8 protein-coding genes and 1 tRNA gene are annotated in these 13,495 nt (G+C 64.9%); 4 read left to right on the forward strand and 5 right to left on the reverse strand.

From position 1 onward, the window contains the following. Positions 1-84: 84 nt before the first annotated feature. Together ACP7AG_RS12205 and ACP7AG_RS12210 are read right to left on the reverse strand one after the other, a co-directional pair. Positions 85-1,464 carry a DUF6880 family protein gene (locus ACP7AG_RS12205; protein ID WP_426031059.1) on the reverse strand — a complete coding sequence of 460 codons (1,380 nt, stop codon included), beginning with the start codon at positions 1,462-1,464 and terminating at the stop codon, positions 85-87. Between the two features lie 22 nt (positions 1,465-1,486). Then, entirely contained in the window at positions 1,487-1,984 is a 498-nt protein-coding gene (locus ACP7AG_RS12210) for a hypothetical protein (RefSeq protein WP_426011615.1), read from the reverse strand. Positions 1,985-2,093: 109 nt separating this feature from the next. Between ACP7AG_RS12210 and ACP7AG_RS12215 the strand changes: the two genes are divergently transcribed. Further along, the gene (locus tag ACP7AG_RS12215; protein WP_426031061.1) at positions 2,094-2,492 is read left to right on the forward strand and encodes a hypothetical protein; all 399 of its coding nucleotides are present in this window, start codon (positions 2,094-2,096) and stop codon (positions 2,490-2,492) included. 32 nt (positions 2,493-2,524) lie between these two features. On the opposite strand, the gene ACP7AG_RS12220 is transcribed toward ACP7AG_RS12215, so the two are convergent. The 3 genes from ACP7AG_RS12220 to ACP7AG_RS12230 form a co-directional block, all read right to left on the reverse strand. Then, positions 2,525-4,039, reverse strand: coding sequence for a tryptophan halogenase family protein (locus tag ACP7AG_RS12220; protein WP_426031063.1), 1,515 nt, complete (start codon positions 4,037-4,039; stop codon positions 2,525-2,527). A 12-nt stretch (positions 4,040-4,051) separates the two neighbouring features. Then, on the reverse strand, positions 4,052-5,578 hold the full coding sequence (locus ACP7AG_RS12225; protein WP_426031065.1) for a tryptophan halogenase family protein: 1,527 nt from the start codon (positions 5,576-5,578) through the stop codon (positions 4,052-4,054). Positions 5,579-5,725: 147 nt separating this feature from the next. Further along, on the reverse strand, positions 5,726-8,869 hold the full coding sequence (locus tag ACP7AG_RS12230) for a TonB-dependent receptor (protein WP_426031075.1): 3,144 nt from the start codon (positions 8,867-8,869) through the stop codon (positions 5,726-5,728). Between the two features lie 690 nt (positions 8,870-9,559). On the opposite strand from ACP7AG_RS12230, the gene ACP7AG_RS12235 reads away from it, so the two are divergent. The 3 genes from ACP7AG_RS12235 (at position 9,560) to ACP7AG_RS12245 (ending at position 13,168) form a co-directional block, all read left to right on the forward strand. Further along, positions 9,560-10,582, forward strand: coding sequence for a LacI family DNA-binding transcriptional regulator (locus ACP7AG_RS12235; protein WP_426031067.1), 1,023 nt, complete (start codon positions 9,560-9,562; stop codon positions 10,580-10,582). A 62-nt stretch (positions 10,583-10,644) separates the two neighbouring features. Continuing rightward, positions 10,645-12,900 carry a glycoside hydrolase family 3 C-terminal domain-containing protein gene (locus tag ACP7AG_RS12240; RefSeq protein ID WP_426031069.1) on the forward strand — a complete coding sequence of 752 codons (2,256 nt, stop codon included), beginning with the start codon at positions 10,645-10,647 and terminating at the stop codon, positions 12,898-12,900. A gap of 193 nt (positions 12,901-13,093) precedes the next feature. After that, positions 13,094-13,168, forward strand: a tRNA-Asn gene (locus tag ACP7AG_RS12245). The last annotated feature ends 327 nt before the right edge of the window (positions 13,169-13,495 follow it).

Consider the following 13,495-nt stretch of genomic DNA (forward strand, 5'->3'; position numbering starts at 1 on the left):
AAAGGGCTGGATTTTCAAGCCCGCTTATAGGTCCCCCGCTCGGGTCTAGGCAATCGGGGCTTTTCCCGAAGGAAGCGCCGAGATCTACCAGCGCCGATAGCCCACCACGCGGGCCGCGAAGGCCTCGGCGTCCTCGTGATCGCTCCAGTCGGCGATGGCCGGGACCAGGGAGGCGATTTCCAGCATCTGATGCTGGGCGTCCTTGTAGCGGGCGACGCGGGCGTAGCGGGCGGTATCAAGAATCAGGGCGCGCAGCAGCAAGGTGGCGGCCAGGGGGTGGCGGCCCTCGATGGCGCGGGCGGCTGGTTCCAGCAATTCGGGCCGATCGCCGTCCAGCTCCGAGGCGCGGCGCAGCACCAGGCGCGCGGCGCGATCCCAGGCCGGCCAACGGATCAGGAAATCGAGCGCCGCGTGCAGGTCGTGAAAGTCTTCCGCATGGGCCAGGGCCTTGTCCTCGGCCTCGACGTCGTCGAAATCGGGCAGGCGCTTGAGATAGTCTCGCAGCCGCTCGACCGACAGGCCGCGCTCGAAGCCGGCCCAGCGCATGTCCTGAGCCAGGTCGCCCTGCCCGCGCGCCTCCAGCACGTCGATATAGGTCTCTTCCCATTCGAGCGCCCCGGGTCCAGGCAGGCTGGGTCGTCCCAACACCGTGCCGATCAGTTGGGCGAACGAGCCGGGCGTCGCGCGGTCGAGCGCCGCGATCGCCTCGTCCAGCCGCCCCGCCGCCATCAGCCGGCGGGCGATCTGGGCCCCGATGGGCGGCAGCACGGCCTGGGAGTCGGTGAATTGGGCGATGTAGCCATCGACGTCGCCCAAGGCGTCGGACAGGACCTGAACCGCAGCCTTGAATGTGCCGCTGACCCGCTTCTGCGAGGCCATGGCCGTCTGGATCCGGGCCCGCAGAATGGCGATGGCGTCCTGGCCCATGGCCGGCAGGGCGTTCTTCAGCACGCGCGGCGCCAGGCCGGCGCGGCCCGAGACCAACAGATCATAGAGCTGGTCGGTCAGCAGGCGCGGATCTGGCATGGCCACGGCAGAGATGCTCGCCACATCCTCGACGGCCAGATCAAACACCGCATCGACCTCGCCCTTGGCGTCGGCGGTGCGTTGGAACACCCAGTCGGCCAGGTCCAGGAAGCGCAGCATCATCGACAAGGCCAGGGCGGCGTCGAGTTCGGTCAACCGACCGGCAATCATCGCCCGCACCATGTCCAGCTCGCGGACGAACTCCTTGTGCTTGCGCCAGTGGATGCGGGCGCGGCTATCGGCGACGGACTCGATGCGCTTGGCCAGCTCTGCCGCCAGGTCCCCTGCCCCCACCTCGCCCGCCAGCTCCAGACGAAGCCGGCGCTTGATCTGGGCATGACCTTCGGCGACATCGATCAGCAGATCGGCCAGCCGCTCGGCGCCCAAGGCGGCCAGATTGGCCGTCGTCAGGGTCTTCTTCGAGCCCGTACGCTTCACCGTCGCCAGCGGAGTTCTCCCGTCACGCGTCCATGGTCCGAGCCAGGCGACTCGCCAGGTTCGGAAGCACAGTCTCTAACACGACGGCATAGGCGGAGGCTGCATGGGGCGCGTCGAGGCCGTGCGCGCGCTTAAAGGCGTCCTCGACGACCATGGCCTGCTGCTCGAGGTTCAGGGCCGTGAAGACCGGTTCGCCGGTCAGGTCGTAGGCGTAGGCGGCCGGCCCGTCCCCGGCCCGCAGCTTGGCGATCAGCAGGTTGAGACCGTGCTGCGCCTGCCAGACATGCACCAGCTCATGGACGAAAAGCGCCTGGTCGCGGACGGAGACGTCGGAAGCGGTGAAATCCGGCCGCGCGCCTCGCGCCGGCCAAGCCATCAACCGGCCGCTGGCGGCGAAGGCGCGGCTCCACAGCGGCATCGCCCAGAGCCGCACGCGCGTGCTGTCCAGCGCGCGACCAAACACCTGGGCGCTTAGCGCCCGTTCGCCGTCCGTGAGCCGACGCAGGCGACCGGGCCTCATGCATGTGTGGCCGATGGGCATCACTCGCCAACGTCCGCTTTCTTGAGGGGATCCGCCGGGAACAGGTGAGCGGTGGCCGTGTTGAACTAACCCATTGGAAAATCCTAACATGGCCAAGGGCTGGGTAGTACTGGGTGGAACGGCGCTGGCGAGCGTGGCGCTGATGATCGCCGCCCCCGCCATGGCCCAGACCTGCCGTGGCCCCACGCCGTCTGTCGGCCAGACGGTCACTGGCCCGGTGATGCATGTTCTCGACGGCCGTACCCTGTGCGTCGCCCAGGGCCCGACGCCCGACCAGTGGATCCCGCTGCGGATTTCGTCGTCCATCGCGCTGATGACCGACGATCGCGAAAAGCTGATGTCGGCCGCCTTCGCTCAATCCCTGCGTTGCGATGTCACCGGCGGCCGCGGCGTAACACGCACGGCCAGTTGCACCCTGGCGGGTCGGCCGCTCGACACCCTGCTGGCCGACCCCGCGGTAGTCACCCAGGCCAAGGCCTGGCGGTAAACCTGGTCTTCTCCGCCCGCGCAACAAAAGGGTCAGGCCGACCGCCTGAACGGCTCGGCCGGGCAGTGCTGGCTCAGGAAGTCCTGGTGGCTGGGCAGCGTGGCGACGAACTCGGCCAACATGGGCGCTGACTTGTCCATCAGGTTCATGATCACGCCCAGCGGAATGCGATCGACCAACTGCTGGTAGCGTTGGGGCCGGATGCCCATGCCCTCCATCACCGACTGCCAGCTGGGGGCGCGGAACATGTCGTCAACCCCGTCGCGCAGCGCGGCGCTGGCCTTGAACAGGGCGATCCGCGTCTTCAGGCTTTCAGGCAGTTCGACCGCCTGGCAGGCGCGCCAGAACGGCGTGTCATCGCGGGCGGTCACCGAATAGTGCAGCACGACGAAGTCGCGGATCTCCTCGTAGTCGGCGGTGATCCGGCGATTGTACTCGGCCGCCAGGATGGGGTCGGCGTCCATGTCCGGCATGAACCGCAGCAGATAGTCCATGCCCTTGTAGATCAAATGCAGGGCGGTGGATTCCAGCGGCTCGATGAAGCCGGCGGCCAGGCCGATGGCGACGCAGTTCTTGACCCAGGGCCTCTGGCGCATGCCGGTCTTGAACGGGATGACATTGGGGCCGAGCACCACCTCGCCTTGGACCTGGCTCATCAACACGGCGGTGGCTTCGTCGTCGCTGAGATATTTGCTGCAGAACACGTAGCCGTTGCCTGAGCGATGCTGCAGCGGAATGCGCCAGCGCCAGCCGAAGTCCTGGGCCTGGGCCAGGGTGTAGGGATGGGGCGCGCCGACATTCTCGGTCTGCAACGCAATCGCGCGGTCGCACAGCAGCAGGTCGGACCAGTCGCGGAAAGGCTCGTCCAGGGTCTTGCCGACCAGCAAGGAGCGGAAGCCCGAGCAATCGATGAAGAAGTCGCCCGCCACCTCGCGGCCGTCCTTCAGGATCACTTTCTCGATGCCACCGTCGGCGCGGGTGGCCACATTGGTGACGATGCCTTCCGTCCGCTTGACGCCGCGCGTCTCGGCGAAGTCGCGCAGATACTGGGCCACCAACTTGGCGTCGATGTGCAGGGCGTAGTTGGCGTTGGCGATCATCGTGCGCTGGGCCTTGGCCGGCAGCATGAACTTTCCCGTGTCGGCCATCACCGTGGCGGGCGCGAAGTCCTGCAGCGCCGACGGATGGCCGTTCTGCTTGGCGCGAAGCCAGCACTGGTAGAACTCATTGACCTCCAGCGGTCCGCCGATCTGGCCGAACGGGTGGTAGTAGGTTTCGCCCTTCTGGCGCCAGTTCTCGAAGCGGATGGCCAGCTTGAAGGCGGCTTGGGTCTTCTGGATGAAGTCCTGCTCGTCGATGCCCAAGGTTCGGATCAGCTGCAGGAACGGCGGGATGGTCGATTCGCCCACCCCGATCGTGCCGATCTCCTCGGATTCGATCAGCTCGACTTCGGTGGGGCCGTTCTGGAAATAGTGGCTGAGCATGGCCGCGCAGATCCACCCAGCCGAACCGCCGCCGACGATCACGATCTTGTTCAGATGAGCCATCAGGTCGTTTCCTTACTCGGCCGCGACGGCCTGAGGCCGGGCATACTGTTCGATGAAATCGCCGTGAGTCGGTGAAGCGTCGACGGTCTCGCGCACCGATTTTCGCATCTCGGTCAGGGCGGCCGACAGCTGCCGCACGTCCAGCCCATCGACGCTGACGTCGTAGGTTTCCGGCAGCATTTCGAACCCATCATAGATCGCCAGCCAGCTGGGTTGCGAGAACATCTCCCAGCGATAGCGGATGAAGTGTCCCTGGGCGCGCCACAGGTCGATCTTCTTCTGGAGCGTGTCGGGCACGCTCATCTCGCGGCAGTGTCGCCAGAATCCGGTCGGGTCGTCCGTCCTCTGGTTGGCCTTGTAGTGCAGGATGATGAAGTCGCGGACGCGCTCCATCTCCAGCCGCGACATCGCGTTGAACTCGTCGATCACCAGCGGGTTGAAGTCGCGGTTGGGGAACAACTGCTTGATCTTCTCGATGCCCGTCTCGATCAGGGCGATGCTGGTGCTCTCGAGAGGCTCGAGAAAGCCCGATGCCAGGCCCAGGGCGATGCAGTTCTTGTTCCAGGCCTTCAGCCTGCGGCCGGGATGGAAGCCGATCTTGCGAGGCTCGTGTAACAGGCGCTCGTCGAGGGAGCCCACCAGCACGGCCTTGGCATCCTCGTCGCTCGTATGGCGGCTGGAATAGACATAGCCATTGCCGTAGCGATGCTGCAGCGGAATGCGCCATTGCCAGCCGGCCGGGCGGGCAGTGACGTCGGTGTAGGGCGGCGGAGCGCCCTTCCCTTCGCTCTGCACGGCCAGGGCGGAGTCGCACATTAGCCACTCGCTCCAGTCCTCATAACCAGTGTGCAGCGCCTCCTCGATCAGCAGGCCGCGGAAGCCCGAGCAGTCGATGAACAGGTCGCCCGCGACGCGCCCGCCGCTGTCGAGCGTAACGGACTCGATGAAGCCGTCCTCGCCGCGCAGGTTGACGTCGGTGATCCTGGCGTCGAGGCGGCGCACACCGGCCCGCTCGGCGACCTGGCGCATCAGCTTGGCGAACAGGCTGGCGTCGAAATGCAGCGCCCAGTCGAAGACCGACAGCGACGAGGGCGGGTTGCGCGACGGGGTGACAAACTTGCCGCCCGCCGCCAGGCTGGCGCCCAGCGAATAGTCGGCCAGAGGAACATCCTCACCATTGGCCCGCAGCCGCATCCAGTAGTGGTGAAAGGCGACGCCCTTGAGGTCTTGGCCGTACAGGCCAAAGGGGTGGATGAAGCATGAGCCGGGCCGCAGCCAGTCGTTGAAGCGGATTCCCAGCTTGCAGGTGCCGCCGGTGGCGCGGAGCACGTCGATGTCGGACAGGCCCAGCGCCTGGTAGAAGCGGCGGATGGTCGGGATCGTGGCCTCGCCCACGCCGATCGTGCCGATCTGCGAGGACTCGATCAGGGTGATGTTGATCGGCGCGTTTCCGAAGTGATGCTTCAAACTGGCGGCCGCCATCCAGCCGGCCGTACCGCCGCCAACGATGACGATCTCGCGGATACGGTCATGCGCCATGCTCAGTCCCCAAACGCTCGAAGCACTTCGGCTTCCGTGTCGCGGGCGTCGAGCGCGCCCGTCTTGTGGTCCATGCTATCGCCCCCGCGCGAAAAAAGAAGCCGCCGTGACAGGGGTCACGGCGGCCCGCAGGGAGGGGTGGAGGCGCTAGAACTTCGCGCGCACGCCGAGGGTGTATCGGGCTTCGAACTCGTTCTGGCTGAAGTACTGAGTCTTACCTTCCGCGAACTTCACGTAGTAGTTCTCAATCTCTCCGGTCACGTTTGAGCCGTTGGCGTAGACCACGACATTGTCACGAACATTGTAACTGACATTGACGTCGACATAGCCCGTGGCCTTCTGGAAGATCGGCAGGTTGTCGCCGGAGCTTCCAGCCACTGTGGACAACCGGTCAGTACGATAGTTGTAGGCCACGCGGGCCTGGAACTTGTCGTCCTGGTACCAGCCGATCAGGTTGTACTGCTGTTTTGAGTTATCGGTGAACGGCAGTTTCTTGCCATCGAGACCAAGCCGTGATTCCGAGCTGGGCGAGTAGGTGTAGTTAGCGTCGACGCCGAAGTTGGAGAAGAAGCCGCCGCCGGCCAGCAGGTCGCTCAACGCCAGCTTGGTGCCGACTTCGACGCCCTTCACCGAGCCGCCGTCGCCCTGGATGGGCTGGCTGACATTGACGGTGCGCGGGGTGCCGTCCTCGTCCTTGAAGGTGCCGGTGGTGGTGCCGCCGGTTACGAAGCTGTCGATCTTCAGCTTGAAGGCCGACAGGTTCACCATCGAGGCGCTGCCGAAATAGTACTCGACCGCGCCGTCGAAGTTGGTCGAGCGCCACGGATCCAGGTTCGGGTTGCCCGAGGAGCTGGCGCCGGTCACGCAACGGCCGGGCTTGGTGCCGCAGTCGGCGGTGGAGATGCTGAGACCGCCGCCGTAATTGCCCAGATCCAGCGGTTGCATGGTCTTGCTGTAGGCGAAGCGGAACTTCAGGTGGTCGTCGAAGTCATAGACGGCGTTCAGCGACGGCAGCCAGTCGGTATATTTGCGGGTGGAGACCGTGTCGCCGACGTCCAGATTGGTGTCGCCGTAGTTCTGGGTGGCGCCCGTCAGGTTCTGCTTCACCAGGAAGTGCGTCTGGATGACATGCAGGCCAAGGTTACCCGACAGCTTGCCGGCCGCGAAGTTCATCACGCCGTAGGCGCTCTGCTCCTTCAGGGTCACGTCATAGGTCGCGCCGGGGATTTGATAGCGGACCGCCGCGCCGAACACCTTCTTCTGGAACGAAGCCACATCGTCGAAGTCATGCGGATCGACGACCCAGAAACCCGGCATGCCCTGGGTGACGCCACCCAGGTCGGTGAGGAAGATGACGTTGTTGTGGGCGTCGATCTTGGTCGGCCGGTTGACCGTATAGCCCTGGAAGCAGGTTGGGGTGTTCTTGCGATCGTTGGCGCCAGGGCCCGGGGGCGCGGTGCAGTTTGAAGGCCCGGTCCCGAGCGGCAGGGTCGAATTGTAGGCGGGGTTGGAGACGACTTCCCCCGCCTGGCACTGGTCCTGGCTCATGACGACGTCGATAGCCTTCCACTGGGCGAAACAGCCGGCGGCCGGAACCGGTTGGCCGTTCAGTTGCACCGCGCCCGGCGAGCCGCCGTAGAACGGCGAGAACAGGTGGAACGACTCGACGTTAACGGACCGGTCGCTCTGGCGAACCCCGGCGTCGATCTTGGTGATGAAGCCCAGGAAGTTATTATCGAACTTGTAGTGACCCTCGGCGCGGAACACGTTCATGTCCGAGTCGACTTCGTTATTGCCTTCCGAGGAGAACGCCGCGATCGCGTAGCTGTCCTTGTTGGCCATGTAGTCCTTGAGCGTCTTTCCGGCGCCCAGACCGCCGACCAGCGGCTTGTCGAAGCCGCTCCAGATCGCCTTGTCGCCGCTGATATTGTAGTGCAGCTGCGGATTGGCGCCGTAACCTTGCGGGTTGGGGTTCAGATAACAGCCGCCGGCACTGCCGACGACCGCGTTGCTGCGCTGCGAAGCCGGATACTGCGAACAGATCGACGACGGATAGAACGGACCTCGGGTGCGGTCGGCGGGGTCGCGGAACAGGTTGAAGCGGCCCGGCGCGTACTGCCAGTTGCTCAGGTCGCCCTGGGCCTGGCCGTTCATGCTGAGGCGGTTGCCGTTGGCGCGGATGGCCCGCACCTCGCTCGTGAACTTGCCGCCGTTGTCGTATTTCAGTTCGAGGTTGTAGTTCTTGGTCGTCGACTTGGTGGTGCGGTTGACCGAAAAGGTGTTCACCCACCAGGCGTCGATGTCGTACTCATCGACAGCCACCCACGGGCGGCCATTGCCGGTGCTCTTCTGGCCGGTGGCCTCCGAGACCGTGGGCTGGGTCCAGACGCCGAAGGCTCCGCCGTCCCAACGGTTGGAGATGTTGATGCCCGCAGCGCGGTTGTATTCGTCGAGCTTGGCGTAGAAGCCCTCGGCCACCAGGGTGAAGCCTTCGCCCAAGTCGGCCTCGAACGAGACATTGACGCCCAGGCGCTTGCGCTCGTTCACGCGGTTGAAGCTTTCGAAGCCGTGCGGCGAGACGAAGTTGTTGGCCGCGCCGCCACCCCAGTCGTTGTTGCCGGACATGCCGACAACACCGGAATAGTTGTTGCCCAGGTTCGACTCGCTGCCGGCCACCGAGGCCAGGATGCCGACGCGGTCGTTGCGCCAGCTGACCAGGGCATTGGCGACGTAGTCGTTTTCCTTGGTGCGTTCGCCGGTCTGGCCTTCGAGGCCGCCGGCGATCTGGAAGCCTTCCTGCATCTGGAACGGACGACGGGTGCGCAGGTCGATGGTGCCGGTGATGCCCGACAGGGCGTTCTTCGGATCGGTCGACTTGTAGACCAGCACCTGGTTCATCAGTTGCGAGGGCACGTCGAGCAGGTTTGGCTGGGCCGAGCCCATGTTGCCGGCGCTGAGATACTGTTCGCCGTTCAGCAGGGTGATGACCTGGGCCAGACCGCGGATGTTGACCGTGGCGCCTTCGCCTGCGTCGCGTCTGATCTGGATGCCCGGGATCCGCTGCAGCGAGTCGGCGATGGTGACGTCTGGCAGCTTGCCGATGTCTTCCGATGAGATGGCGTCGACGATCGAGGCTTCGCGCCGCTTGACATCGACCGAGCGCATCTGCGAGCCGCGGATGCCGGTGACGACGATTTCCTCGACCTGGCCGGACGCGTCCGGCGCCGCCTGGGCCCAGGCGCTGGTGGCCAGCGCCATGGTCGATGCGCCCGCCAGCAGCGTCAGGGTCATGCCCCGCGCCAAGACGGACTTGTGGGTTGGATTGGACAAGATCTTCGCTCCCCAAACGTTTTTATGGCCGTTCTTGACCCCCGCCGGTTTCGACGAGGGCTGCAATCAATTCGCCTGGTGCTCAGGACATCCGGCCTGCCCGGAAGGTCCTGCGTTCAGGCGAAATCTGTAGGCGACCCCTGCGTCTCGAGACGCACACGCTGGCTCACGCCCTCCCCAGCCGCAGAGCAAGATCGGCAAATGTCCGCTCCGTGTCAACTGGAATGTCAACGTTGTCATTTTGTGAGGAAGAGCGTGGAAACGTGCGATGCAATGGTATTTACTGGCCGCCCGACGCAAACCTCACCCCCAGATACAGCCCACAAACCTCTGATTATACTTATTAATTCACCCTGATAGGGATGGACCGACCTTATACCGCGAAGGCTTGAGAGTCGGCGTTTGGCAGGCCACCAAGCCATGCCCGGCCCCGACCATGTGGTTGCTTTCCCCCGCTGCGCGAGAAATCGCCGTTATGAAATGTCTCGCAGTGTCCATAAATGTCTAACTGAATGTCTATTACAGACAAATAATGTCCTCAGGCATGACATCGTTGTCGGGTTGGGCTATGGGTTCCTTGCTGGCAAGCGGTAGCGGTTCCAGTCATCAGGCGCGACGCCGAGAAATTTGAACCCTAGGTGCGACGACGTAATGGCGACGATCCACGATGTGGCGCTTCAGGCGGGAGTGTCGCCCAAGACGGTCTCGCGGGTCATGAACGACCACGAGAGCGTCACCACAAAGACTCGCGAACGAGTCCGCAACGCCATGCAAGCCTTGAATTATCAGCCGAACGCCGTGGCGCGCACGCTGCGCTCGCAGACCGCTCCGGCGGTCGGCATCCTGATGGGCGACCCCAGCGGCGGCTATCAGACCCGCGTCCATCACGCCCTGATGGTCGCCTGCCTCGAGAACGGCCGCCACCTGACGGCCGAGTTGGTCGAGGGCGACATGGCGCGCTGGGAAGACCGGATTCGCGCCTTCGTCACCGAAGGCGGCATTCGAGAGATGGTTCTGCTGCCGCCGGAATGCGATTTCGCGCCGCTCAAGACCCTGCTGCGCGAGCACGACGTGCGCTGCGTGCTGATCTCGCCAACCAGCCCCGATTCGCAGTCGCCCGGCATCGTCATGGACGATCGCGCTGCGGCCCGCGAGGTGGTCGAGCATCTGTTCAGCCTGGGCCACACGCGGATTGGCCACATCGCCGGCCACCCGGACCACGCCGCCAGCACCCTGCGCCGCAACGGCTTCAACGAAGCCTACGCCGCCGCCGGCAAGCCGCGACCCGACCCCGCGCTGATCGTGCCTGGCGATTTCACCTTCAAAGGCGGTCTGATCGGGGCCCAGGCCCTGTTAGACATGGCCGATCCGCCTACCGCCATCTTCGCGGCCAATGACGACATGGCCGCAGCGACCTGCATGGAAGCCCAGCGTCGCGGTCTGAAACTGCCCGACGAACTGTCGGTGGTCGGCTTCGATGATGCGCCAATCGCCGCGGCCATCTGGCCGTCCCTGACGACCATTCGCCAACCCTTCGACCAGATGACTCGCCGGGCCATCACCGCCTTCTCGTCCTGGAACGCCAACGAGGCGCTGGGCAAATCGGCGGCGACAATCCTGACCCAGCATAGTCTGGTCATCCGCGAATCCACCGGCCCCGCTCGGGCCGGCTAGAGCCAAACGCCAGAATGCGTCGGCGAGCGTTCGCCGACGCCAAGAATGATGTGGGAGGTACTATGAACCGACAATCCGTGCAGGGCCTGGCCCTGGCCTTGATGCTAGGCGTGTCCATCGCCGCCGTGTCGCAAGCCGCGCAGGCTCAGACCGCCGCCGCCTACCCGGCCACGCAGCCGTGGTTGGATGCGAGCCTCGACCCCGACGCCCGCGCCGACCTGGCGTTGAAGGCCATGACCCAAGACGAGAAGATGACCATCATCTTCGGATTCTTCGGCTCGGAAATGGCGCCCAAATACACCCGCGTGCCCCAAGCCCTGCCTGGCTCGGCCGGCTATGTGCCGGGGATCGCGCGTCTTGGCGTTCCGGCCCAGTTCCAGACCGACGCCGGCGTCGGCGTGGCCACCCAGGGCGGCGAGCCCAAGAAGCGCGAACGCACAGCCCTGCCATCCGGCATGGCCACCACCGCCACCTGGAACCCCGACCTGGCCTTCAAGGGCGGCGCGATGATCGGCTCGGAAGCGCGGGATTCCGGCTTCAACGTCATGCTGGCCGGCGGGGTCAACCTGGTTCGCGAGCCGCGCAACGGCCGCAATTTCGAATATGGCGGCGAGGACCCGTTATTGGCCGGCCGCATGGTCGGGGCCCAGATCAAGGGCATCCAGTCCAACGCCATCGTCTCGACGATCAAGCACTACGCCGTGAATGGCCAAGAAACCGGACGCTTCGTGTTGGACTCCAAGATCGGCGAGGCCGACGCCCGGACCTCCGACCTGCTGGCCTTCCAGTTCGCCATCGAGGACGCCGACCCACATTCGGTGATGTGCTCGTACAACCGCCTCAACGGCGACTACGCCTGCGAGAATGATTTCCTACTCAACAAGGTGCTCAAGCAAGACTGGGGCTTCAAGAACTACGTGATGTCCGACTGGGGCGCGGTGCATTCCAGCGCCAAGGCGATCAACGCCGGCCTCGACCAGGAATCCGCCGGCCAGGCCTTCGACAAGCAGAACTTCTTCCAGGGCCCGCTGAAAGACGCCTTGACCAAGGGCGAGGTCTCCCAGGCCCGCCTCGACGACATGGCCCGTCGTATCCTGCGCGGCCTGTTCGCCAGCGGCGTGGTCGAAAAGCCGGTCAAGATCGCCGCCATCGACTACGCGGCGCACGCCAAGGTTACCCAGGCCGACGCCGAGGAAGGCATCGTCCTGCTGAAGAACGACAAGGGCCTGCTGCCGCTCGCGGCTTCGGCCAAGAAGATCGCGGTGATCGGCGGCCACGCCGATGTGGGTGTCCTATCGGGCGGTGGCTCGTCGCAGGTCTATCCGATCGGCGGCCGCGCGGTGACGGGCGAAGGTCCAGCCAGTTGGCCCGGCCCGATGATCTATTTCCCCTCCTCGCCCCTCAAGGGCCTGAAGGCGCGCTTGCCCGGCGCCGAGATCCGCTATGCCGACGGCAAGGATCTGGCCGCCGCCGCGAAGCTGGCGGCCGACAGCGACGTCGTCCTGGTGTTCGCCACCCAATGGAACGGCGAGTCGTTCGACAGCCCGCTGACCCTGGAGAACAATCAGGACGCCCTGATCGACGCGGTGGCCTCGGCCAACACCAGGACCGTGGTGGTGCTGGAGACCGGCGGCCCGGTCCTGATGCCGTGGCTGCCCAAGGTGGGCGGCGTGGTCGAGGCTTGGTATCCCGGCTCGGCGGGCGGCGAGGCCATCGCCCGCGTCCTGACCGGCGAAGTGGACGCTTCGGGCCGGCTGCCCGTCACCTTCCCAGCGGCGCTGGCGCAATTGCCGCGCCCCGTGCTGGACGGTGATCCCAAGAAGCCCGACGACAGCTTCCCGGTCGACTACACGATCGAGGGCGCGGCGGTCGGCTACAAATGGTTCGACAAGCAGGGCCACCAGCCGCTGTTCGCCTTCGGCCACGGCCTGTCCTACACCAGCTTCGCCTATGACAACCTCAAGGCCACCAGCAAGGACGGCGTCGTGACCGTCAGCTTCGACGTCAAGAACACCGGCCCCCGGGCGGGCAAGGCCGTGCCGCAGGTTTATGTCTCGCCCAAGGCGGGAGGCTGGGAAGCGCCGCAGCGCCTGGCCGCCTTCAGCAAGGTCGATCTGGCTCCTGGCGCCACAACAAGCGTCACCCTTGCGGTCGATCCGCGCCTGCTGGCGACCTGGGACTCCAAGGCCCACGGCTGGTCCGTGGCGGCCGGTAACTACACCTTTACCCTGGGCGCCTCATCGCGCGACACGGCCGCCAAGGTCGATGTCGCGGTGGCGGCCAAGGCCATCCCGGTCGGCCTGATGAAGCCCCGGTAAAGCCTTTTGGTCGCGGGTCAAATTAAGGTCTGATTAACCATAAAAGCCCAATTTCGGCTGGTCTTCCTTGAAGACACCCCACCATCACTGACTTTCAACAGCTCGACGCAAGTCGGGCTGTTTTTTTGTCCGAATGCGCTTGCACCGAGTTAAACGGGCGGCTATCACCCGGCCTCTTCCTGAGGCGACCTGTTCCGCGGTAGCTCAGTGGTAGAGCAGCCGGCTGTTAACCGGCTGGTCGTAGGTTCGAATCCTACCCGCGGAGCCACCTCTGGCTACAGAGCAAAATCCGGCCTAGCAGCCGGATTTTTCGCATCTGCGCTAGCGTCCGCTTCCACCGACCGATTAGGGTTAAAAGTCGGACGAAACCCGCCGCCGCAGGGAACGGCGAACGATATTTGGCAGCACGCTGCGCCACAAATTCGAGATTTCTCACACTTCAGACTCCGTGAAGCGGTGAAGGTTGCTTCAACTCAGCGCCAAAGTACTAACCCGCTAGCGCGGGATGGGTGTTCGTTCGGGGAAGATGAGCAGCAGGGTTCTCCTGTCTGAAGAGGAGCGTGGGTCGGCCACGTCCTCCTCAAGACAGGAGACG

It is taken from the genome of Caulobacter sp. DWP3-1-3b2 (assembly GCF_049896325.1).
Classification (GTDB): domain Bacteria; phylum Pseudomonadota; class Alphaproteobacteria; order Caulobacterales; family Caulobacteraceae; genus Caulobacter.